Annotated in this window: 16 protein-coding genes and 1 pseudogene; 6 read left to right on the top strand and 11 right to left on the bottom strand. The window is 67.2% G+C overall.

The features are described from left to right. Positions 1–36 precede the first annotated feature (36 nt). The gene (smc, locus tag HIV01_RS03745; RefSeq protein ID WP_200605009.1) at positions 37–3,540 is read right to left on the bottom strand and encodes a chromosome segregation protein SMC; all 3,504 of its coding nucleotides are present in this window, start codon (positions 3,538–3,540) and stop codon (positions 37–39) included. A gap of 152 nt (positions 3,541–3,692) precedes the next feature. Then, positions 3,693–4,791, bottom strand: a pseudogene (locus tag HIV01_RS03740) (ABC transporter ATP-binding protein). 171 nt (positions 4,792–4,962) lie between these two features. Between HIV01_RS03740 and HIV01_RS03735 the strand changes: the two are divergent. From HIV01_RS03735 to pgl, 3 genes are all read left to right on the top strand, one after another. Beyond that, positions 4,963–6,357: a GH1 family beta-glucosidase gene (locus HIV01_RS03735; protein WP_200605007.1), complete on the top strand. Its 1,395-nt coding sequence runs from the start codon at positions 4,963–4,965 to the stop codon at positions 6,355–6,357. Between the two features lie 192 nt (positions 6,358–6,549). Next, positions 6,550–7,542, top strand: a complete 993-nt coding sequence (glk, locus tag HIV01_RS03730) for a glucokinase (protein WP_200605006.1) — start codon at positions 6,550–6,552, stop codon at positions 7,540–7,542. Positions 7,543–7,566: 24 nt separating this feature from the next. Further along, on the top strand, positions 7,567–8,319 hold the full coding sequence (gene pgl / locus HIV01_RS03725) for a 6-phosphogluconolactonase (RefSeq protein WP_200605005.1): 753 nt from the start codon (positions 7,567–7,569) through the stop codon (positions 8,317–8,319). A gap of 24 nt (positions 8,320–8,343) precedes the next feature. Here pgl and HIV01_RS03720 read toward each other — a convergent pair whose 3' ends face one another. Both HIV01_RS03720 and HIV01_RS03715 read right to left on the bottom strand, forming a co-directional pair. Continuing rightward, the gene (locus tag HIV01_RS03720; RefSeq protein ID WP_200605004.1) at positions 8,344–8,730 is read right to left on the bottom strand and encodes a VOC family protein; all 387 of its coding nucleotides are present in this window, start codon (positions 8,728–8,730) and stop codon (positions 8,344–8,346) included. Between the two features lie 77 nt (positions 8,731–8,807). Further along, a complete protein-coding gene (locus tag HIV01_RS03715) occupies positions 8,808–9,134 on the bottom strand; it encodes a YkgJ family cysteine cluster protein (RefSeq protein WP_200605003.1) in 327 nt (108 codons plus the stop codon). A 377-nt stretch (positions 9,135–9,511) separates the two neighbouring features. Here HIV01_RS03715 and HIV01_RS03710 point away from each other — a divergent pair, with 377 nt between their 5' ends. Continuing rightward, complete coding sequence (locus tag HIV01_RS03710; protein ID WP_158730749.1) at positions 9,512–9,781, top strand: hypothetical protein; 270 nt, start codon at positions 9,512–9,514, stop codon at positions 9,779–9,781. A gap of 28 nt (positions 9,782–9,809) precedes the next feature. Here the strand turns inward: HIV01_RS03710 and HIV01_RS03705 are convergent, their stop codons facing one another. Then, a complete protein-coding gene (locus tag HIV01_RS03705) occupies positions 9,810–10,661 on the bottom strand; it encodes an AraC family transcriptional regulator (protein ID WP_245156905.1) in 852 nt (283 codons plus the stop codon). Between the two features lie 314 nt (positions 10,662–10,975). Between HIV01_RS03705 and HIV01_RS03700 the strand changes: the two genes are divergently transcribed. After that, on the top strand, positions 10,976–14,197 hold the full coding sequence (locus tag HIV01_RS03700) for an efflux RND transporter permease subunit (protein ID WP_200605001.1): 3,222 nt from the start codon (positions 10,976–10,978) through the stop codon (positions 14,195–14,197). Next, positions 14,194–15,312, top strand: a complete 1,119-nt coding sequence (locus HIV01_RS03695) for an efflux RND transporter periplasmic adaptor subunit (RefSeq protein ID WP_200605000.1) — start codon at positions 14,194–14,196, stop codon at positions 15,310–15,312. The genes HIV01_RS03700 and HIV01_RS03695 overlap by 4 nt, the downstream gene beginning before the upstream one ends. A gap of 58 nt (positions 15,313–15,370) precedes the next feature. Here HIV01_RS03695 and HIV01_RS03690 read toward each other — a convergent pair whose 3' ends face one another. The 6 genes from HIV01_RS03690 to HIV01_RS03665 all read right to left on the bottom strand — a co-directional run bounded on the left by HIV01_RS03690 (position 15,371) and on the right by HIV01_RS03665 (position 23,737). Continuing rightward, a complete protein-coding gene (locus tag HIV01_RS03690; RefSeq protein WP_200604999.1) occupies positions 15,371–15,799 on the bottom strand; it encodes a VOC family protein in 429 nt (142 codons plus the stop codon). Positions 15,800–15,909: 110 nt separating this feature from the next. Beyond that, positions 15,910–19,044 (bottom strand): discoidin domain-containing protein, encoded by a 3,135-nt coding sequence (locus HIV01_RS03685; RefSeq protein WP_200604998.1) that lies wholly within the window; start codon positions 19,042–19,044, stop codon positions 15,910–15,912. Next, positions 19,041–19,862: a carbohydrate ABC transporter permease gene (locus HIV01_RS03680; RefSeq protein WP_200604997.1), complete on the bottom strand. Its 822-nt coding sequence runs from the start codon at positions 19,860–19,862 to the stop codon at positions 19,041–19,043. The genes HIV01_RS03685 and HIV01_RS03680 overlap by 4 nt, the downstream gene beginning before the upstream one ends. Further along, the gene (locus HIV01_RS03675) at positions 19,862–20,743 is read right to left on the bottom strand and encodes a carbohydrate ABC transporter permease (protein ID WP_200604996.1); all 882 of its coding nucleotides are present in this window, start codon (positions 20,741–20,743) and stop codon (positions 19,862–19,864) included. The genes HIV01_RS03680 and HIV01_RS03675 overlap by 1 nt, the downstream gene beginning before the upstream one ends. After that, the gene (locus tag HIV01_RS03670; protein ID WP_245156904.1) at positions 20,740–22,056 is read right to left on the bottom strand and encodes a sugar ABC transporter substrate-binding protein; all 1,317 of its coding nucleotides are present in this window, start codon (positions 22,054–22,056) and stop codon (positions 20,740–20,742) included. Before HIV01_RS03670 ends, HIV01_RS03675 begins: the two co-directional genes overlap by 4 nt. Positions 22,057–22,066: 10 nt before the next feature. Beyond that, complete coding sequence (locus HIV01_RS03665) at positions 22,067–23,737, bottom strand: glucoamylase family protein (protein ID WP_200604994.1); 1,671 nt, start codon at positions 23,735–23,737, stop codon at positions 22,067–22,069. Positions 23,738–23,811: the final 74 nt, after the last annotated feature.

The raw sequence follows: 23,811 nt of genomic DNA, 5'->3' as shown, positions 1-23,811 counted from the left end.
GGAATGTCGACGGGGGAAAACCGCTGTGGCCTGGACTCAGGCCACACCAGCCAGGCGCGAGGCCTCCGCCAGGTCGACCGAGACCAGTCGGCTGACGCCGGGTTCGCGCATGGTGACGCCGGAAAGCTGTTGCGCCGCTTCCATCGTCGCCTTGTTGTGGGTCACGAACAGGAACTGTACCTGTTCACTCATCTCGCTGACCATCGCTGCCAGTCGGCCGACGTTGGCTTCGTCGAGCGGAGCATCGACTTCGTCCAGCAGGCAGAACGGTGCCGGGTTGAGGCGGAAGATCGCGAACACCAGCGCCACCGCGGTCATCGCCTTCTCGCCGCCGGACAGCAGCGAGATGTTCGACACGCGCTTGCCGGGCGGACGCGCCATGATCGACACGCCGGTGTCGAGCAGGTCTTCGCCGGTCAGTTCCAGGTAGGCATGGCCGCCGCCGAACAGGCGCGGGTACAGCTCCTGCACGCCGCTGTTGACGCGGTCGAAGGTGTCCTTGAAGCGGCCGCGGGTCTCGCGGTCGATCTTCTTGATCGCATCCTCGAGCGTTTCGAGGGCGGTGGTGAGGTCGGCGTCCTGCGCGTCGAGGTATTCCTTGCGCTGCGCGGCCTCGGCGTGCTCGGCGATCGCGGCCAGGTTGACCGGCTCGAGCCGGCGCAACTTGCCGTCGAGTTCGGCGACCGTGCGCTCCCAGACCTGCGGCTGCATGTCGTCGGTCAGCGTGTTGACCACGTCCTCGAGCACGAAGCCGGCCTCCACTATCGCCGCCGACAGCTGCTCGGCCTTGAGCACCAGGGCCTGCTGCTCGAGGCGGCGCTGGCCGATGGCCTCGCGCTGCTGGATGGCCTGCTCGTCACGCTGGTGGCGGACCTGTTCGAAGCGGCGCAGGTCGTGGTCGATGCCGTCGACCGTGGTGCGCGCGGCGGTCAGTGCCTGTTCGGTGATCACGCGCTGTTCGAGCGCGACCTGGCGCTGCTCTTCCAGCGTGTTGACCGGCTCGTCGCCGTCGGCCAGCTGCGCCGACAGTTCGCCCAGGCGCGAATCGAGTTGGCCGCGCTGGCCGCCCATGCGATCGAGCGCCTGCGCCAGTGCGGTGATCTGGGTGCGCTGGGACTCCAGCGTCAGTGCCAGCGCATGCGCGGTGTCGCGCGATTCGCGGGCGATGTTGCGGGCCTGGTCGCGGGCATCGCCGAGGGCACGGCGCTCGGACTCCAGTGCCTGGCGCGTGTCCTCCAGCTCGCCCATGCGCATGACCGCTTCTTCCTGCAGCGTGCGCGAGTCGCGGGACTGCTCGCGGGCGCTTTCCAGGGTTTCGGCAAGTTGCGCCAGTTCGGCGTCGATCTTCTCGATGCGACCGCGCGCCGAATCCAGGCGACCCTGCTGGCTTTGCAGCTGGCCGGCCAGTTCGGAGACGCTGCGGTGCGCCATGTACAGGGTGCGCTGTGCGTCCTCGCGCTGCTGCTCGGCAGCAAGCAGGCGGTCGCGCAACTGCACCAGCAACGATTCGAGCTCGCGCTCGCGTGCCTGCAGGGTGTCGATCTCGGCGCGCAGCGACTGGATCTCGCGCTCGCGCAGCAGCGCGCCCTGCTTGGCCGCGCCCGAGCGCAGGATCCGCACCCAGCCGGCGCCGAGGCGCTCGCCGTTGCGGGTGATGATCGATTCGCCGTCGCCCAGGATCGGCAGCATCGTGCGTGCTTCGCCGAGGTCTTCGGCGGCGTGCAGCTTGGCGAGGATGCGGCGGATCGCGATCGGGCCGCGCACCTTCGATGCCAGCGAGGTCGGCGCGAACTCGACCGCGTCATTGTGCGGGTCTACCAGGACCAGGCGGCCCTCGCCAAGTTCGCCGAGCGCATCGACCAGCACTTCGGGCGACTCGACCAGCACGCCCTCGATCATCTGGCCGAGCGCGCCTTCTACGGCGTTTTCCCAGCCGGCTTCAACCTGCAGCGCTTCGCCGACTCGCGTGGCCGAGTCGAGGCCACGGGCCTTGAGCCAGCTCAGTGCGGCGCCCTGCTCCTGGCCCAGCGCGGCATGCTGCAGCGTTTCCAGCGACGACAGTCGGCCGCGTGCGGCCTGCACCTGCTTGCGTGCCTCGGCCAGTTCGGTCTGGGTGCCGCGCTGCTGGTCCTGCAGCTCGCCGAGCGTGCCCTTGCGGGTCTCCAGCTCCTCGCTGAGGCTGTCGATCGAGAACTTCTGGGTTTCGTGCTGCTCCTGCAATGCAGCGAACGATTCCGACAGCGCGCCCAGGTCGAGCCCGGCACGTTCGTTGTTGAGTGCGTCGCGACGGCGGTCGGCGTCGAGCACCTGGCGATCGAGGTGCTCGATGCGCGTGCGTTCGACGTCGGCGGCGCGCGCGGCCTCGGACTGGGCGCGGCTGTGCTCGTCCCAGCGCTGCTGCCATTCGGTCAGGCGGGTTTCGGCATCGCGCAGGGCTTCCTGGCGCATGCCGTCTTCGTCGCGCAACTGCTCCAGGCGCGGCTCGGATTCGGCCACGGCAGCGCGCAGCACGTCCAGGCGGGCCTGGTCGCTGCCGATGTGCTGGCCCAGTTCGGCCAACGCCGACAAGGCCTCGTCGCGCGCCTTCTGCAGGCGCGTGGACATTTCGCGCTGGTGCTGGATCTGCTGTTCGATGCGGGCCAGCGTGCCACCGACCTCGTAGCTTGCTGCCTGGGCCTTGTTCAAGGCCTCGGCGGATTCCTCGCGACGCACGCGGCCCACTTCGATCTCGCGCTCGGCTTCGCGCTGCTCGGCGATCAACTGCTGCAGGCGGGTTTCCTGCTGGCTCAGCTTCTCGCGCTGGCCCTGCAGTTTCTGGTCGAGGGCGCGGTGTTCGAGTGCTTTCCACTCGGCGTCCTTGACACGGCGTTCGGCCTGGATCGTCTGGTACTGCTCGGCCTGCCGTGCCTGGCGCTTGAGGTGCTCGAGCTGCTTGCCGACTTCCTCGCGCAAATCGCTGAGGCGATCGAGGTTCTCGCGGGTGTGGCGGATGCGGGTCTCGGTTTCCTTGCGGCGCTCCTTGTACTTGGAGATGCCGGCGGCTTCTTCGAGGTAGACGCGCAACTCTTCGGGCTTGGCCTCGATGATGTTGCTGATCATGCCCTGCTCGATGATCGAGTAGCTGCGCGGGCCCAGGCCGGTGCCGAGGAACAGGTCGGTGATGTCGCGGCGGCGGCACTTGGCGCCGTTGAGGTAGTACTGGCTGCTGCCGTCGCGGTTGACGGTGCGCTTGACCGAGATCTCGTTGAACGCCGCGTACTCACCGGTAATGGTGTGATCGGAGTTGTCGAAGATCAGCTCGACCATCGCCTGCGACACCGGCTTGCGGGCGGAGGAGCCGGCGAAGATCACGTCGGTCAGCGAATCGCCGCGCAGGCGGCTGGCCGAGCTTTCGCCCATCACCCAGCGCACGGCATCGATGATGTTGGACTTGCCGCAGCCGTTGGGACCGACGATGCCGGTCATGTTGTTCGGCAGGTGCAGCGTGGTCGGATCGACGAAGGATTTGAAACCGGACAGCTTGATCGTGGACAGACGCATGCGGCTGGGTTGCCTCTTGGCGGCGTGGCGGGACGCGGCCGTGATTACCGACTAGGGTTAAACATATGTATAAGTTCCGCCTCCCAAGCCTTTGATTCTCATAGGAGGCGCACGGCTCGTGAGCCGTGTCTTCACAGGGAGTATAGCGGCCCTCAAGCCCGCAGGCTGGCCCCGCTCTCCGGGTCGAAATAGTGCATTTGCTCCGCCACATACCCCAGGTGCACCGTATCGCCCACCTTGGGCAGGTCCCGGGGCGGGACGCGCAGGATCAGGTCGCTGCCGCCGCAGTCGAGGTCGAGGAAGGCCTCGTTGCCGACGGGCTCGACCGCCTCGACCAGAGCGGCCAGGTGCCCCGGAACGGCCTGCGCCAGGGACATGTCCTCCGGACGCAGCCCGACCGTCAGCTGCCTGCCCAGGTAGCCGCGCACGCGCTCGACCATGCCGGCCTCCGGACGCAGCGGCAGCTCCACACCCTCGCCCACGCGCAGCTTCAGGCCGCCGTCCTCGACGACCTCGCCCCGCAGCAGGTTCATTTTCGGGCTGCCCAGGGAACGTCGCCACGAACAGGTTCGCCGGCCGGCTGTACAACCCCATTGGTGTATCGATCTGCTGGATGCGCCCCTTGTCGAGCACGACGATGCGCTGGCCCAGGGTCATCGCCTCGATCTGGTCGTGGGTGACGTAGACCATGGTGGTGCCCAGATGCCGGTGCAGCCGCGAGATTTCCACGCGCGTGGAAGCGCGCAGCTTGGCATCGAGGTTCGACAGCGGTTCGTCGAGCAGGAACACCTGCGGTTGCCGCACCAGTGCGCGCCCCAGCGCGACGCGCTGGCGCTGGCCGCCCGACAGTGCCGCCGGCTTGCGATCGAGCAGCGATTCCAGCTCGAGCATGCCCGCGGCCTCGCGCACGCGGCGTTCGATCTCGGCCTTGCCGGTGCCGCGCAGTTTCAGGCCAAAGCCCAGGTTCTCGGCCACGCTCATGTGCGGGTACAGCGCATAGCTCTGGAATACCATCGCGATGTCGCGGTCCTTCGGCGCCACCTCGTTGACCAGGCGTTCGCCGATGCGCAGCTCGCCACTGCTGATCTGCTCGAGGCCGGCGATCATCCGCAACAGCGTCGACTTGCCACAGCCGGACGGACCGACCAGCACCAGCAACTCGCCGTCTGCAATCTCGAAGCTGGCATCGTCGACGCCGACAAAGCCGTTCGGATAGACCTTGCGCAGACGATCCAGCGTGACCTTCGCCATGAATTCTCCAGAGCCGTCCCCGTGGCACGGAGATCGTTTCACTATCGCCGGTCGCTTGGGAACTCTTGTTCCATGGCGACCGATGGTTCCCAATGGGCACCGCCGTCGGCTATCCTGCCATGTAACCGTTTTCACGCCTATCCACCATCAATCTCCCCCGAGACCGAGCCGATGAGCCGAGCACCAGGCGCCGACCAGTTCGTATTCCCCGAAGGCTTCCTCTGGGGTGCCGCCACCGCCGCCCACCAGATCGAAGGCTCGCCGATGGCAGATGGCGCCGGCCCCAGCATCTGGACGCGCTTCGCCCATACCCCGGGGATGATGCTCAACGGCGACACCGGCGATGTCGCCTGCGACCACTACAACCGTTGGCGCGACGACGTGAAGCTGATGCGCAAGCTCGGCCTCAAGGCGTATCGCTTCAGTGTGTCGTGGTCGCGGATCCTGCCCGAGGGCACCGGCCGGGTGAACCAGAAGGGCCTCGATTTCTATTCCAACCTGGTCGATGAGTTGCTCGCCAACGACATCGAACCGCTGCTGACGCTCTTCCATTGGGACCTGCCGGCGGCGCTCGACGACCGTGGCGGCTGGCTCAACCGCGAGATCGCCGACTGGTTCGCCGAGTACGCGTCGGTCATGTATCGCGCGCTCGACGGCCGGGTGAAGAAGTGGGTGACGCACAACGAGCCGTGGGTGGTCACCGACGGTGGCTACCTGCACGGCGCGCTCGCACCGGGCCACCGCAGCAAGTTCGAAGCCCCGATCGCCTCGCACAACCTGATGCGCGCGCATGGCGCGGCGGTCAAGGCCTATCGCGAGATCGGCAAGCACGAGATCGGCCTGGTGGTGAACATCGAACCCAAGTACGCCGCCAGCGATTCGGCGGCGGACCAGGCCGCGGTGCGCCGCGCCCACGCCTACATGAACGAGCAGTACCTGCACCCCGCCCTGCTCGGCCACTACCCGCCCGAGCTCAAGGAGATCTTCGGCGAGGCGTGGCCGGACTGGCCGGCCGAGGACTTCGAACTGATCAAGCAGCCGCTCGATTTCGTCGGCATCAACTACTACACCCGCAGCGTCACCAAGGACGCAACGAGCTACCCGCTCAACACCGCCGTGGTCAGGCAGCCGCTGGGGACCTACACCGAGACCGGCTGGGAAGTGTTCCCGCAGGGACTGACCGACCTGCTGCTGTGGTTCAAGCAGACCTATGGCGACCTGCCGGTCTACATCACCGAGAACGGCGCGGCGTTCTTCGATCCGCCCACGGCCGATGTCGATCCGGTGTCGGGCGAGCGTCGCGTGCGCGACCCGCTGCGCATGGACTACCTGCGCAAGCACCTCAGCGCCATCCACGATGCGATCCAGGCCGGCGTCGACATCCGCGGCTACATGCTGTGGTCGCTGATGGACAACCTGGAATGGTCGCTGGGCTACTCCAAGCGATTCGGCATGATCCACGTCAACTACGGCACCCAGGAGCGCACGCCGAAGGACAGCGCGCTTTGGTACTCGCAGGTGATCGCCTCGCACGGGCGCAAGCTCGCCGAGCCACTACCCTACTGACGGGTACTGTCCCGACCAGGCTTTCCCGTTCGGGCCGGTGCTGATTTCGTTTACATCAGGCAAATCATTCACCGCCGGCCCCACGCGCAAGACATCGTCCCGGGACTGCATTACGCTGCCGGCAGCCCGGGCTCGGCGTTGCGCCGGTTCGCCTGCAATCTTGTCTGCAATCCGATCGTGCGGTGGTGATCCTTGAGTGTTCCAGCGTCCCCGGCAGCCGATGCCCTTCTTGCCGATATCGGCGGTACCAATGCCCGCTTCGCCCTGGCCCGCCAGGACAGCCGCACGCCACTGCTCACCGAGAGCGTGCGCGAATTCGCCGTCACGCAGTTCCCGTCGCTGGCCGACGCCGCCCGCCACTACCTCGACACCACCGGCGCCAAGCCGCGTACCGGCGTGTTCGCCGTGGCCGGCCGGGTCGACGGCGATGAAGCCCGCATCACCAACCATCCGTGGGTGATCTCGGCGGCACGCACGCGCGATGCGCTGGGCCTGGAGTCGGTCGAACTGGTCAATGATTTCGCCGCGCAGGCGATGGGCGCATCCCTGCTCCAGCCCGAAGACGTGGTTGCCCTGGGCGCTGCCGGCTGGGACGGCCATGACTATTCCGACCGCACCTTCGCCGTGATCGGCGCCGGCACCGGCCTGGGCGTGGGTGGCCTGTTGCGCCGCGACGGCCGCTACTACCCGCTGCAGACCGAAGGCGGCCACGTCAGCTTCGCGCCGAACACGCCGGAAGAAATCGAGATCCTGCAGCACCTGTCGGGCGAGTTCGGCCGGGTCTCCAACGAACGCCTGGTCAGCGGCATGGGACTGGTCAATCTGCATCGGGCGCTGAGCGCCATCGCCGGTGAAGACCCCGGTCCGCTCAAGCCGGCCGACATCACCGCCCGTGCCCGTGAGGGCGATCCGCGCAGCCTGCGCACCATCGACATCTTCTGCGCCGTGTTTGGCGCCGCAGCCGGCGACCTGGTGCTGACGCTGGGGGCATGGGACGGCGTCTTCCTGACCGGCGGCCTGGTGCCGAAGTTGCTGTCGGCGATCGCGCATTCGGGCTTCCGCCAGCGCTTCGAGCACAAGGGCCGGTTCTCGGCCGTTATGGCGCGCATCCCGACCCTGGCGGTGATCCATCCGCAGCCCGGCCTGCTGGGTGCCGCAGCGCTGGCGCAGCACACGCGTCCTTGAAGTGGGCTGTGCCAGTATCGAGCGATGGCTGCCGAACGCTCGCACGAACCCGCCACGGCGGCGACGCATTCGCAACCGCGCCACGACCTGCACGTCCATGCCAACCATGACGTCTGGACCTGGGCGGTCGCGGTGGCCGTCGCCGCGGAACTGCGGCGTGAGCTGACCACGCAATCGCGCGTACGCCTGCTGCTGTCGGGCGGCATCACGCCCGCGCCGGTGTACCGCGCCTTGTCGAAAGCGCCGCTGGATTGGGACCGGGTCAACGTCGGCCTGGTCGACGAACGTTGGCTGCAGCCGCAGGACCTCGACAGCAACGCCCACCTGGTGCGCACGAACCTGCTGCAACACCAGGCCGCGGCCGCACATTTCGAACCGATGACCCGCGCTGGCAGATCGATCGAGGAAGTGATTGCCGGCGCCAACGCCTTTGCCAAGGTCCAGGCCTGCGTCGCGGTGCTGGGCATGGGCGAAGACGGCCACATTGCATCGCTGTTCCCGGGCATGGGCGACCTGGAGCGGGTGTTGGCCAGCCGCAACGACTATGTTGCCGTGGATGCAACCGGTTGCCCGGGCGCGCGCCAATGGCCACGCCGGATCAGCCTGACACCACGCGGCATGGCCAGGATTCCGGCGCGCTTGCTGCTGATCCAGGGAGCACGCAAGCGCGACGTACTCATGCAGGCACTGGCCGACGGCAACCCCGCCCGCTGGCCGGTGCTGACCGCTTTGGACAGCATTCATGGCACGCCATTGCAGGTGCACTGGTGCGCATGAGCGCGCACCGGCAATAGAACGACGTCATTGCGCGCGAGCGTAGCTGACTGTCAGCATCTCCCACTGGTGGCCATCGGGCTCGTTCCAGTAGACGATGCGGCCGCCATGTGCGGTATCGATCAGATGGTCGACCGGACCGTGGACGGCGCTGCGGTAGGCGATGCCCGAAGCGCGGATCCGCTGCAGGATCGCATCGAACTCGTCCTCGCCGACGCGGAAGCAATAGTGGATCAGCGGGAACGGCTCGCTCCACTGATCGAAGTCGAAGGTCAGCCCATCGTTGACATACACCGGCGCGAACGGGCCGATGCCGGTCGGCGACCACGGCACGCCGAGCAGATGCGCCAACAGCTTCGCCGACGCCAGGCGATCGCGCGACGGCACCAGGATGTGATCGAGCTCGATGGCCATGCTGCCTCCCTGGCAATGGCCGGGAAACTACAACAACCCGCGTCGACTTCGCGTCATGCGCGACACCACCGCCGCGCTCAGCGGCGCGGTTCGTCGATCAGTGCCAGCGGAATCGCCTGGGCCTGCATCTCGCGGTACGCCGCGCGCTCGGAGCGGCAGTACGCGCTGCCCATGGCGAACTTGCGGCAGACCCCGGGACGCTGGTCGTAGATGCTGCAGCACATGCGGCTGTGATCGACAGCGACGCACCAGCCTTCCTCGTCACGCGCCATCACCTCGGGTCCATCGACAAGGCGCTCGACCATGTGCCGGGGCACGTTGTCTTCGGGCATCAGCACCACCGTCAGGCGACAGCAAACGGCGTCGCAACGGCTGCACGAAACTTCCGAGCGCTTCTCGCCCATCAGGCACGACCTGTGGCTACGGCAGCCTGTTGCTGGCTGTCTGGCAATGCGCGCAGGCGGCTATGACGCCGGCCCACGTTGGCCGTGAGATTGCGGGTAATGAAGGACAAGTGGACTCTCGGGGGGCGCGCCGGCCGTCGTGTCGGCGGGCGGTGTCGCAGGGCGGGAGCGCAGCGGGCGACTGGAGAGCGGTCGAGCGGGACGCGTGAGCGGAACGGTGTGCAACGACATGGTACGCCGCTTCAGCAGCTGGCGCTTGAATGGCGGCGAACCCGCGATTGCCGCCGGGATTCGTTTCTCGGGGCAAATCGACGAAGTTCACGCCCATGCTTCGTCATACGGCGCATACTCAGCCAACCCCCATCGAGGCGGACACCATGAAGCATCAGGTTGCAATCTTCCGCTTCACCCTCGGCAACGGGCAGAGCATCAGTCCCACGGCCCTGCAGTCGATCTGGGTCAGGGCGTGCCAGTCGCCGGACGTGAGCGTGGGTCGCAAGGCCGGCGGTTATCCCGACAACAACCGCCCGATCTACTCGCTGTATGCACAACCGGGACTCGAGGATCTGTCCCAGGTAGAGCGCCGCCTGCGGCGCCTGTTCGACGAAACCGGATTGCGCGCATCGCTGGTCTCGATGCACGTGTAAGCCGGTCGTGTGAGTCCATCCCGGGTCATCAGACCTGCGGCACCGCCCTCGCCCGTCCGGCCTCGAAGCGCGGCGGCGCACCGAACAGTCGCTTGTACTCACGACTGAACTGCGACGGGCTTTCGTAGCCCACATGCCGCGCAGCACTCATCGCCTCCATGCCACCGGCCATCATCAGGCGGCGGGCCTCGTGCAGGCGCAGGTGCTTCTGGAACTGCAACGGCGACATCGTCGTCACCGCCTTGAACTGGTGGTGGAACGACGACGTGCTCATGTGCACGCTGCTGGCCAGCTCGTCGATGCTCAACGGCTGCAGGTAGCGCTGCCGCAGCGTCGCCACGGCGCGCGCGATGCGGCTCGAGCGGCCATCGGTGGCGGCGATCGCGCGCAGGCGATGGCCGAGGTCACCGGTCAACACGCGGTAAAGGATCTCGCGTTGCGCCATCGGTGCCAGCACCGGCAGGTCCTGCGGCGTGTCGAGCAGGTTCATCAGACGCAGCACCGCGTCCATCAGCGGCGTGTTGACGCGTGCGGCGTACAGGCGAGGGTCGACGCCCGCATGCGTCGACTCCTGGTCGGCGGTGTCGGCGATCAGCGCGGCGACTTCGTCCGGGTCGATGTCCAGGCGCAGGCACAGGTACGGATGTTCGGGCGTGGCCTCCACCACCTGTCCGAACACCGGCAACGTCACTGACACCACCAGGTAATTGAGCGGGTTGTAGTGATAGGTCTGGCCGTCGAGCGTGGCGACCTTGCTGCCCTGGGCGACGATGCACAGGCGCGGCTCGTAGACCACCGGCGTGCAGGCCGTGGGCGTGCTGATCCGGACCAGGCTCAGGGCGTCGATGGCGGTGGCATGGATGCCGTCGTCCGGTGTCAATCGGGCAATCCGGTCTGCCAGTTCCGCCAGCTTCGGACAACCTGCCCGGGGCGTGACTTCTGACATGGAAGCAATGAGATTCATGGTTTTCCCGCCTTCCAGCCTGACCGGGGAATTATCGGTGCAATCGGGGCCGTGAATGTGCCGATCTGGTCGATTTGCAGGATCAGGCAATTTTCAAGCAGCAATGTACTACCGCTGGGAAGGCATGAACCCGTAATTTAATCGGACGGATCTGGAGCCGTCGGACGTGGCCTGCTTGCCCGTCGGCGTGGAAGCCGGAGCCTGCCCCCACCCCCAGCGGACCGCACGCGATGTGGATTGTCCAATACGCCCTGAGCCGCCGGTACACCATCGGCGTGCTCGCGATCCTGATCCTGCTGTTCGGCACGCTGGCGACCCGGCGCATGCCGACCGACATCCTGCCTGAAGTCGGAATCCCCTCGGTCAACCTGGTGTGGACCTACAACGGCCTGCCGGCGGCGGACATGGCGGCCAAGCTGACCTCGTTCTCCGAGGCGGCGATCATGAACACCGTCGACGACCTCAAGGAGGTCCGCTCCGAGTCGCTCACCGGCGCCAGCATCGTGCGCATCGACTTCCAGCCGACGGTGAGCCTGGACCGCGCACTGGGGCAGATCACCGCGGTCTCGCAGACCATCCTGCGGCGCATGCCGCCGGGCACGTCACCGCCACTGGTGATCCGCAACAACGTATCCAGCACGCCGGTGCTGATGCTGGTGCTGTCGTCGGACTCGCTGACCGAGGCCCAGCTCTACGATTACGCGCGCCTGCAACTGCGCTCGCAGATCCAGACCATCCCCGGCATCCGCATGACCCTGCCTTACGGCGGCGCCGCGCGGCAGATCATGGTCGACCTCAATCCGGCGGCGCTGCAGACCTACGGCCTGACACCGGCCGACGTCACCACCGCGCTCGAGCGCGGCAGTCCCACCCTGCCCTCCGGCTCGATCCGCGAGAACGCGCGCGAGATGCAGATCTCGCTCGACACCAGCCCGGCCAGCGCGGCCGAGTTCTTGGAAATTCCGGTGGCCGCGCGCAACGGCACCGTCATCTACATCCGCGACATCGCCTCGGTTCGCGACGGCGGCGCGCTGCAGACCAACGTCGCGCGCATGGACGGCTCCAGCGCGGTCGCGGTGGCGCTGATCAAGCTGGGCGGTGCGTCGGCGGTGGAGATCGTGCGCGCGGTGCGCGAACGCCTCCCGGAGATCGAAGCTTCGGCGCCGACCGGCACGCGTATCCAGCCGATCTTCGACCAGTCGGTGTTCGTCGATCACGCGATCGACTCGATCCGCCATGAGGTCCTGCTGGTCGGCTTGCTGGTGGCGCTGGTGGTGCTGGTTTTCATCGGCTCCTGGCGCTCGAGCCTGATCGTGCTGTCGGCGATCCCGCTGGCCCTGCTGGCCTCGGTGACGATGCTCAGCCTGCTCGGCTACACCTTCAACGTGATGACGCTCGGCGGCCTGGCGCTTGCGATCGGCATCCTGGTCGACAACGCGGTGGTCGACGTCGAGAACACCAACCGCAACATCGCCATGGGCAAGGACGTGCGCACGGCGATCCTCGACAGTGCCCGCGAAGTGGTGTTCCCGGAGATGGTCTCGACCATCTCGATCTGCATCGTGCTTACGCCCATCCTGCTGATGACGGGCCTGTCGGCCTGGGTGTTCACGCCGCTGGCGCTGGCGGTCATCTTCGCCATGCTCGCCTCGTTCCTGCTGTCGCGCACGCTCATTCCGGTGCTGTGCTATCTGATGCTGCCCGCGGACATCCGCAGCCGCGAGAATCCGCGCTGGCAGGCCGAAAAGGCGCTGCTCAAGGTCAACCACAAGGTCGAGCACACGCTCGATTCGCTGCGCGACCGCCACCACGCCCTGCTGGTGCGACTGGGCCACCACGGCGGCGTGCTGGCGCTGACCGCGCTGGCGGTGATCGCAATCGGCGCGGTGTCGGCGGTCTCGCTCGGCCGCGAGTACTTCCCCCAGGTCGACGCCGGCCAGCTGCGCCTGCAGGTGCGCCTGCCCAGCGGTACGCGACTGGAGGAAACCGCCGCGCGCCTGACCGAGATCCAGCGCGAGATCCGCAAGATCATCCCGGCCCCGGAACTGCAGACGGTCTACGAACAGATTGGCATGCCCGACGCGGTCAACCTGTCGCTGGTCGACAGTGCCGTGGTCGGCTCGTTCGAGGCCGAAGTGATGCTGCAGCTGCGTACGCCGCATCACTCCAGCCATGACTACCTGGTGCAGATCCGTCGCCGCATCGCCGAGCGTTTCCCCGACGTGAAGGTGTTCGAGCGACCGCCCGACGCCACCAGCCGCACGCTCGCAGGTTCAGCCGCAGCCGCATTCGAAGTGCGCGTGATCGGTCGTGACGCGGCCGGCAACCTTGCCCTAGCCCGCGAGATCGAGCAGCGCCTGAAGCAGGTGCCCGGCGCGGTCGACGTTGCCTTGCGCCAGGTTCTCGATCTGCCCGAATACCAGGTGCGCATCGATCGCACCCGCGCCGCCCAGCTCGGCCTGGACGCGCAACAGGCCAGCCGCGCGGTGCTGGCGGTGCTCGGCTCGTCCGGCACGGTTACCCCGGTCTACTGGACCGACACCGTCAACGCAATCGCGTACACCGTGCAGGTGCAGGCGCCGCCGGTGAACATGACCAGCATTGACGCGCTGCTCAACGCCCCGTTGCGCATCGGCAACGACGGCCAGGCGGTCCTGCTGCGCAACATCGCCACGGTCACGCCGCGCAGCGTGCCGGCGAGTCTGGCTCGCACCACGCTGGCACCGACCATCAGCGTGCTGGCCAATGTCGAAGGCACCGACCTGGGCTCGGTGCAGGACCGTCTCACCGCGATCACCACCGAACTGCAGGGCAAGCTCAAGCCCGGCAACCGCATCGAGGTCGCCGGCCAGGCCGGCGAGATGAGCAGCGCCTACAGCGAACTCGCGGCCGGACTGTTGATGTCGGCGGCGCTGGTGTTCCTGGTGCTGGTGGTCAACTTCCAGTCGTGGATCCAGCCGCTGGTGGCGATGTCGGGCCTGCCGCTGGCGATCGCTGGCGCCGCGTTCGGCCTGTTCGTCACCGGCACGCCGCTGAGCGTGCCGGCACTGATGGGCGTGATGATGGTCATCGGCGTGTCCACCGCCAACAGCGTGCTCGTCACCAGCTTCGCGCGCGGCCTGGTCGCGGCGGGCCACGACCCGGAACTGGCTGCCTACGAATCGGCGGCGGTGCGCCTGCGACCGGTGCTGATGACTGCCAGCGCGATGGTCCTGGGCATCATCCCGATGGCCATCGGCCTGGGCGAAGGCGGCGAGCAGAACGCGCCGCTCGGTCGCGCGGTCATCGGCGGCCTGCTGTTCGGCACGCCGGCCACGCTGATCCTGGTTCCCTCGATTCTCGCGGTGCTCGGTCGGCGCATGCCGGCAGCGGCGCGACACGCTGCGATGCCCGACAGCGACGATCCCAGCACTGCCCCCCCCACCGGCGCCGAAGCAGGAGCCACCCCATGAAGATTTCCTACCGCCATGCCGCGCGCGGAACGATGGCGTTCGCCATCCTCACCGTACTGGCGGCATGCAGCAACGGCGCCGCCGAACCATCGCCCGCAACCGTCGTCCCGGAGGTGTTGACGGTCCGGGCCAAGGCCGCCGACAGCACCTACGACCTGAGCCTGCCCGCACGCGCGGTGGCCGGGGAATCGGCGCAGATCTACGCGCGCGCCACCGGGTTCATCAGCGAGCGCCGCGCCGACCTTGGCGACAAGGTCGTGGCCGGACAGATGCTGGCGGTGATCGCGGCACCCGAGGCCGACCAGTCCGTGCGCGAAGCACAGGCCGAACTGGCACGCGCACGTGCCGACGAGACGCTGGCCAAGGTCAACTTCGATCGCGCCAACGTGCTGGTCGGTTCCGGTGCGATCTCGAAGGAGTTGTACAGCGACCGCAAGGCCAACCATGACGTCGCCGTTGCGGCCGAAGCGGCTGCAGAGGCCCGCCTGACCTCGGCGCGCGAGCGCCAGGGATTCCAGACGGTACGTGCGCCGTTTTCCGGTGTGGTGGTCGCCCGCAACATCGAACGCGGCGACCGCGTCGTCGGCGACTCCACTACCGCCACGCCACTGTTCGAAGTCAGCTCGCTCGATCCGCTGCGCGTGGTGATCGACGTGCCGCAGAACGTGGCGCTGCAGATCCAGCCCGGCGTGGAAGCCGATGTCGGTTTCCCGGAGCTGCCGGGGCAGACGTTCAAGGCACAGGTCGTGCGCAGCGCCCAGTCGCTGTCGCGCGATTCGGGCGTGATGCGCACCGAGCTTCGCCTGCCCAATCCCGACAGCCACATTCCCGCCGGCATGGTCGGCAGCGTGCGGCTGCACCTGTCGCGTCCCGCGCCCGCCACGATCCTGCCGCTGTCGGCGGTGATCCAGCGCGGCAGCGGTGCCCAGGTCGCGACGCTGCGCGACTCGGCGCTGGATTTTCGCGACGTCACCCTCGGGCGAAATCTCGGCAACGAGATCGAAGTGCTGTCGGGCGTTGCCGCGAATGATGTCGTGGTGGTGGCGCCCAACGCGCTGCTGACGCCGGGCACGCGGGTCAAGGCGCGCGAAATGGCGCCAGCGGAGAAGAAGTAACGCCACAGCCTCGTTCGCTGCAGCCACGCCCGCCGCGACCGCGGCGGGCGTCGGAGAATCAGAACGCCACCTTGACCGACGGCGCGCTGCGCGTGGCCTCGCCGTGGTAGACCGCCTCGATGTTGTTGCCGTCCGGATCCAGCACGAAAGCGCCGTAATAGCCCGGATGGTAGAAGCGTTCGCCGGGTGCGCCGTTGTCCTTGCCACCGTTGGCAATCGCAGCCTCGTGGAAGGCATCGACCATGGCGCGGTCCTGGGCCTGGAACGCCAGATGATGACGCCCGGTCAGCTCTCCCTGCGCCGCCTCGCTGTCGCGGGTGGAGACGAACAGCTCGTCGGCCCAGAAATAGTCATCACCTGATCCCGCCATCGGGATGTTGAGGACATCGAATACGGCCGTGTAGAACTTGCGGCTGGCGTCGAGATTGCGCACGACCAGCTGGATGTGATCGATCAGGCGACCGCGATGAAGCTCCATCGTTTCCATGGGTTCTCCTTGAGTGTGGTGGCACTGCGCCTAGGGCACCGCGCCTGGGGCATTGCGCCTAGATAGCGCACCACGCAGCGTCACGCCGTCACGTGGCGTTGATGCAGCCCTCAGCGTTGGCTGTTGGCGACCTCGATTTCGACGGTGGCGCCGGCCTGATCGATCCGCAGCTCGTTGCCCTGCCAGGTTGCCGGCCGGCCATCGATGCGCGTGCGTCCTGGCGACTGCGCCCAGGGCCAGGTCAGGACCACACCACCCGGCGGCGGCGTGAATCCCGGCGCGAGCCTGAACACGACGCGATCGCCGCTGCGCTTCATTGAATATCCCAATGGCCCCTGTGGCGTGCGCAGGTTCGCCACGCTGACGCCCTCGCCCGCCAGCCAGTCGGCCGGGATGCCGGCGGCGACCACCAGCGCATCGTCGTCGCGGCTGTAGGCGAACATGTCGAGCGCGGAGCGCACATAGTCCGAAGCCACCCAGGCGTGCGGCAGGTCGCCGAGGAAGAACGGTTTGCGCGGCGTACGCGAGACGACTTCGGCCCATTGGTTCCATGCACGCGGCTGCTGGTCGGCGAAGAAGAATGCCAATGCCTCATGCGCGCGATCGCGCCAGCCGAGTCGAACGAAACTGCCGATCGTGCGCAGCTCGTAGGGCGTGTAGTCCTTCCATTCGCGCGTGCCGTCGCGGCGGGCGACGAACTCGCGCCAGTAGCGTGCGAAGGTGTTGTGCAGCTGGTCCTGCGGCAAGTTGGCCTGCTCGCCACCGGGCGCCAGCGCGATGGTGGTCGAGGTCGCATCGAAATCGCCCAGCTCCGCCGCACCGGGCAGGAAGTCGATGCCGTGCTGCGAAGTGGCAGCGCGCAGCGAGGCGTACAGGTCGTCGCGGAACTGGTCGCGCGAGGCCGCAAAGCGCGCAGCCTCGTCGTCGTGACCGAGCCATTGCGCGATCTCGACCGCATCCTTGTAGCCGCGCAGCGTCCAGAAGTTGTCCCAGTACGAATGCATCGGCTTGGCCGAATAACCCTCGTGGCTGATCGAGGCCGGCATCATTCCGTAGAAGGCGGCGTTCCGGTTGCGGTTGGCCTCGGTGCGTTCGCTCAGGCGCAGCTGGTCCATGTAGCGCACCGCGCCCTGCACGTGCGGCCACATCGATGCCAGCAGCTCGCGATCGCGGGTGTAGCGGAAGACTTCGGCCACCGTGAAGACGAGCTCGCCATGGCTGTCGTTCTCAGGCACCGGATCGCTGCCGCGGTCGTCGACACAGCACGGCACCTTGCCGTTGTCGAACTGGTACGGCGCGTACCAGCGCAGGAACTCCTCGGCGACGTCCTCCCGCCCCATCCGCAGCAGGCCCTCGCCGATCATGGCGCCGTCGCGGATCCACGCCCGCGAGTACGAACGCGTGCCCGGCTGCAGGCGCGGCCCGATGCGGCTGATCAGCATGTGCGCCAGCGCGGTGCGCAAGGTGTCGACGACATGCTGGCCCTGGGCCGGCACATGCAACTGGACGCGGTCGAGCTTGTCGCGCCATTGCGTCGCGGCCTGTTGCTGCATTGCTTCTGCTTCGGCACCAGTGAGCGACGCGGCAAGCTGGCCGGTCAATGGCGCAATCCAGTCGATCTGCCAGGATTCGCCCGGCGCCAGATGCACGGCATGCTCAAACACGCCGCTGGCCAGTCCGGTGGGGTCATCGACCCGGCCCGGTGAGGCGGGTGTTGCAGGCGCGTCCTGGGCATCGAACGTCGTGGCACGCACCTGCGTCGCCGGCAGCGACAGCCTGAGCCGCGGCCGGCCATCCACCGTCACCAGGTCGTTATCGAGTGCCAGCGCGTGGATCGGGCTGACGCCGCCGACAGTATTGAGGAACTGCGTCGGCGGGTTGACCTGCAACGGCCGTACCCGCAGACCCAGGACGTAGTCCTGCGCGACCTTCGAGGTGTTGGTCAGGCGATAGCGGCCCACCATCTGCGACTGTGGTTGCGTGCCCTGCGCGAAGCCGGTGATCTCGAGGCGAAAACCGGCGTGTTGCCACTGCACGGTCGGGATGGGCAGGTAGCCGTCCTGCAACGACTGCGTGATCTCAACACCAGCCCAGTCGACAACACCCCGTGCGGTGGTGACCTGCGGCTCGATGCTGAAGCCGCCCTTGCCGATCTCGATGGCGCCGTCCTCGCCGATCAGTCCCTGCTCGAGGCCGCCGTCGATGCCGAGGATCGTCCAGTACGTCTGCTCACCGCTGAAACCGCGCGGCCACGTGCCCCGCGGCGCCTGCGCGGCCACCGATCGCGCGAAGTCGTTGGGCGTGGCGGCGAATGCCAGCGGCTGCACATCGAACTCCGCCAACGCGATCTCCGCGCCGGGTGCTTTGAGCGGCGTCAGCCGCAGGTAGCGCGCCTCGGACTCCGGCAATGCCAGGTAGTCGCTGCCGCCGTCGGCGCCGCTGACCTCGCGCGCGAGGCGCCAATGGCGGTCGTCGTCAGAGAGCTCGACACGGTAGTCCGATGCCTGCATACCCGGCAGCCAGCGCAGCACCAGGCCACCGAACTCGCGCATGCGCGCAAGATCGAGGCGGAACTGCGGTGGTCGCGCAGGGTCGACCGTTGTGCGCCACGCGGTGTCGGGATTGCCATCGACAGCATCACCGGCCCGGCCACCGCCAGTCGCGCTGGCGCGGCCGCGCAACGGCGAATCGTCCTGCGGCGGCAGGTTGCGCATGGCCAGGTCGTCGAAACAGACCGAACCCTTGCCACCGACGCTGTTGTAGATGGTGAACTCGATCCGGCGGCTGTGGCGCAGGGTCGGATCCGGCGCCAGCCCCCAGGCTCGGCTGATGTGCCGGCGCTTGTACTGCACCTGCGTCCACTGCGCGGGAAAGGCATAGCGCGGACGGTTGACCCACCAGACGTTGTCACCGCTGTCGTCGACCAGCTTGAACTGCAGGTCGTTGGCCGGCGAGTCGCCGCGCAGCTGGAACGAGAACGCATAGTTGTCCGGATAGTCCAGCGGCAGCTCACGGGTGATGCCGGCGTAGCCAGAGACCCCGTGAAAGTCGTAGTCCAGGCACAGTGCCTTGCCCTGCGTGCCGGCGACACTGCGCAGCTTGCCGCTGACCTGATCGGAGGTGACTACGGTCCAGGCTTTCGCGGATTCGAAGTCATCGAGCTGCCTGGCGGCGCCAGGCGCGGCTGCAGCACTGATGCTCGCGAACAGGCCTGCGATCGCGACTGCAACCAGCCGCCCCGTCATCCCTTCACGCTCCCCACCAGCAGCCCCTGCAGGTAGTAGCGCTGCAACGCCAGGAACAGCAACAGCACCGGCAGCACGGTGACCACCGAGCCGGCCATCATCATCTCGTTGTCCTGCACATGCTCACGCGACAGCGTCGCCAGCGCGACCGGCAGCGTCTGCAGGCTCTTGTCGCTGAGCACGATCAGCGGCCACATGAAGTCGTTCCACGACGCCAGGAACACGAAGATCGCCAGCGTCACGAGGATCGGCTTGAGCACCGGCAGCACGATCTGGAAGAAGATGCGCACCTCCCCTGCTCCGTCGATCCGCGCCGCTTCGAGCAGCTCGTCCGGAATCGAACGCGCGTACTGGCGCACCAGGAAGATGCCGAACACCGTCGCCAGCGACGGCACGATCGCGCCCGCATAGCTGTTGACCAGCCCCAGCTGCTTGAGCATCAGGAACAGCGGCATCATCGTCACCTGCGCCGGGATCACCAGCGCCGCCAGCAGCACCTGGAAGATGCGATCGCGCCCGGCGAAGCGCAGCTTGGCGAAGGCGTAGCCGGCCATGGTGTTCAGCAACACGCCGATCAGCGTGGCCATGATCGCGATGAGGAAGCTGTTGAGCAAGTAGCGGCCCATGCCGGCGCGCGCGAACAGCTCGTGGTAGTTGTGCAGGGTTGCGCTGGCAGGCAGCAGTGGCGGCGGGAACTGGCTGGCTTCGCCGGGCTGCATGAACGACACCGAGAGCATCCACAGCAGAGGCGCCACGCTGATCACGCCCAGGGCGATCAGCAGGCCGTTGATGATGGCTTTGGCCAGGCGCGGGGTCATCACTCCGCCCCCTTGCGCCGCGCGAACCAGAACAGGCCGCTGGTCACCGCCGTCATCAGCGCGAACAGCATGAACGCCACCGCCGACGCGTTGCCCAGGTTCCACCACTTGAAGCCCTCGTCGTACATCAGGTACAGCACGCTGACCGTGCTCTGCAGCGGCCCGCCCTGGGTCATCACGTAGGGCTCGGCGAACAGCTGGAAATAACCCGACAGGGTCAGGATCGACACCAGCAGCAGCACCGGGCCGAGCAACGGCAGGGTGACATGGCGGAACTGGCGCAGCGGCGAGGCGCCGTCGATGCGCGCCGCCTCGTACAGGTCTTCCGGGATCGACTGCAGCCCGGCCAGGAAGATGATCATGTTGTAGCCGAAGTTCTTCCATACCGCGAACAGGATGATCGTCGGCATGGCCCACTTCGGGTCACCGAGCCAGTCGACCGCATCGATGCCGACCCACGACAGCGCCCAGTTCACCAGGCCGTAACCGGTGTGGAAGAGATAGCGCCAGATCACCGCCATCGCCACCACGGTGGTCACCACCGGCGCAAAGTAGGCCGTGCGGAACAGCGGCTTGAAACGCGCCAGTTTCGAATGCAGCAGCAAGGCGGCAGCCAGCGACACCGCGATCGACAGCGGCACGCCGACGACGACGAAGTACAGCGTGTTACCCAGCGCCTTCCAGAACAGCGGGTTCTGCAGCAGACCCAGGTAGTTGCCCAGGCCGACGAAGCGCAGGTTGGCGATGTCGGACAGGGAGTAGATGTCGAAGTCGGTCAGGCTCAGCGCGAGCGCGGCCAGCACCGGCAGGCCGAAGAATACGCCGATCACCGCCAGTGCCGGGCCGGCGAAGATCCAGCCGGCCGTGGTCGCGCGCATCATGGCGCCGCTCCTATCGTGCGGTGGTCGAGCATCCAGCGTCGCTTCTCGAGGATTTTGTCGGCGCGGCGGTCGAGCTCGGCCGCGGCCTCGTCAACGCTGAGTCGGCCATTGGCCAGCTGCTCGCCGACCAGCTTGATCTCGTTGGCGATGCGCTCCCACTCCGGCACCTTCGGCGTCGGCCGCGCACGCTCGAGCTGGTCGCGGAATGCGCGGGCGTAGACATCGTCCTTCAAGGTCGGCGCTTCCCAGGCGCTGCGTCGCGGCGGCAGGTTGCCGGTCAGGGCATGGAAGCGCACCTGCATCTGCGGCTGCGAGAGATACGCGACCAGCTTCCACGCCGCGTCCTGGTGCCTGGACTTGCGGAACACGACGAAGCTCGCGCCGCCGGCGACCGAGGCGCCAGGACCGTTCTCACCCGGCAGCGGCATCGTCATCCAGGTCGACTGCAACTGTGGCGGCAGCCGGTTGCGGAACTCGGCGATATTCCAGGGGCCGTTGACGTAGAAGCTGAAGTAGCCGCGACCGAACTCGTTCCAGACATTGGCGATCTGGGTGTTGCTGGCCACCGGTGCCCACTTGTTGACGAACACGTCGCGATAGAAACCCAGCGCCCGCTTGAAGCCGGGACTGCGGAAGTTGCCGTAGCGGCCGTCGTCGCGCAACAACGGTTCGGGCGACTGGATGCCCAGGTTCAACAGCGGCTCGGCTTCGTTCAGCGGGAACAGCGCGGCGTAGCGGTTGGGGCCGACCTCGCGCTTGATCGCGGCCATCGCCACTTTCCATTCCGCCCACGTACGCGGTGGCTGGGCGATGCCTGCCTTCTCGAGCAGGTCGCGCCGGTAGAACGGCAATCGGGTCTCGACGTACCACGGCACGGCGTAGACCGTCGTTCCGATGACGCCGGTATCCCAAGCGCCCTGGAAGTAGTCACGGGCCTGCAGGCCCGGCGTGTCGGCCAGGCGCGCATCGAGCGGTGTCAGTGCGTTGAGCAGCGAGAACTCCGACACCCAGGTGTTGCCGATCGCACCGACATCGGGCAGAGCATCGCCTGCGAATGCGGTCAGCAGCTTCTCGTGCGCGGAAATGATCGGCAGCTGTTGCAGCTCGACGCGGATGCCGGGATTGCGCCGCTCGAACTCCGGGATCAGCTGGGCGACCACTTCGCCTTCGTAGCCCATCGCCCAGAAGCGAACCACTTCTCGCCGGTCGTCATCGCCCGAGCAAGCGGATACAACCGCCACACCGGCCAGCGCGGCGATCGTCGCGATCCATCGCAGGCGGTTGCACACTTCCTGACGCAGGCGGGCGATCACGTCGGGCTCATCACTGTTGCGGCTGCTTCGACGGCGCGGAGGGCTTGGACGGCTTCGGCGTCTCGGCATTGGCCTTCGGCGCCGGCTGCGCATCGTTGGCCTGCGCCGCGCGCGATTCGGCCTCGCCAAGCGCCCGCGCGTTCGCGGCGTCCTTCTCGCTCTTCGTCTGCGGCAACGGCTGCGTGCTGACGGTGTCGCCCTGCGGCTGCAGCCAGCCGCCCTTGAACCCGGCCTTCTCCAGTCCGGCGCGGATGTAGGGATTGCGCTTCATCACGTTCCAGACGAACTCGTTGCGGTAGTTCGCGATCATCGCAAGGATCGGCCCCTGGTCGATGCCGATGTAGTCGCTGGCGACCCAGCCCTTGTCCGGCACCAGGCGCCCGGTCTTGAGCGGGATGTCGTAGCCGAAGCTCGGGTTGAACGAATCAAGGAATCCATAGCTGGAATACAGGTATTCGCCGTAGCGATCGTGCAGCGCGACGGTGGTCGGGATGACGATCTCCGGCGCGAACGGCAGCGAGCCGATCACCGCCGTGGGCGCCAGCGTGCCGTCGTCGAAGGTGTCGCGCAGGCCGGCGCCACGCGCGGAATAGTGGCGGAACTGGCGCTGCTCGCCGCGGTATTCCTGCAGGGTCTGCTGCGGGCCGTCGCTGGCGGTCAGGCCCCAGGTCTCGTGGCCGTAGTCCTCCCACTTCATCGGGTTGGCGATGGCGTAGGCGCGCTGGGCGTAGGCGGCGCGGCGGCTGTTCTCGAAGTAGTCGATGCCGCGCTCGCGCATGTAATCGTCCTGGATGCCGCGGAAGTCGATCCAGACATGACTGTACTGATGGCCGAACATCGGCCCGAAGGCGAGGAACTCCTCGCCCTGGTAAACGCCCCAGACGTCGTTGTAGGTGCGCGTCCACACCGTCCAGGCATCGGCATCCACAGGATGCGTCGGCGAGGCCATCGCCAACACGTACAGCATCATCGCCTCGTTGTAGCCGGTCCAGTCGTGCTTGATGAAACCGCTCTCCGGGAACCAGCCCATCGAGATCAGCGGCTTGTTCTGCTGCAGCCAGGTCCAGTCGACCTTGCGGTAAAGCTGGTCGGCGATCTCGCGGATCTGCTTCTCGCGCGGCTCATCGCGGTCGTAATAGCTCTGCGCGAACAGCACGCCCATCATCAGCAACGCGGTATCGACGCTGGAGAGCTCGACCCAGCTCTGGTAGCGGTGGCCGGTGTCCATGTCGAGGAAGTGGTAGTAGAAGCCCTGGTAGGCGCCCTTGCCCGTGTCCTGCGGGCCGGACTGCAGGTCGCGGAAGAACTTCAAGGTCACCAGGGTGCGGTCGACCGCCTGGTTGCGGTTGATCCAGCCGTTCTCGACGCCGATCGGATACGCGGTCAGGGCGAAGCCGACCGAAGCGATGCTGGCGAACGGGCGCGAGGGGTAGCGATCAGGCGTGAGGCCGTTGTTCTCGTTGGTCGTGTCCCAGAAAAACTGGAACGTGCGCTTCTCGATGTCGGCGAACAGCGGCGGCAGCTCGAGCTTGGCCGCCTTCAGCGGCTCCACCTGCACCGGCGGCGCCGAGGAAACCGGATAGGTCTGGGATGTCGGCTCGCTCTGCTTGCAACCGGCAACGAACACCAGCACCGCCATCAGCGATGCAGCCCCCCAATTGCGTCGTAACGAATCGAACATCAGCCGCTGCCGTAAAGATGGAAAGGATCCGGACGCGGCCGCCGGCCGCCCGACGAGGTGGGCGGCCGGCAGCC

It is taken from the genome of Lysobacter arenosi (genome assembly GCF_016613475.2).
Lineage (GTDB): Bacteria > Pseudomonadota > Gammaproteobacteria > Xanthomonadales > Xanthomonadaceae > Lysobacter_J > Lysobacter_J arenosi.
The sequence above is the reverse complement of the archived record's forward strand: the minus strand, read 5'-3'. Positions and strand labels throughout refer to the sequence as shown.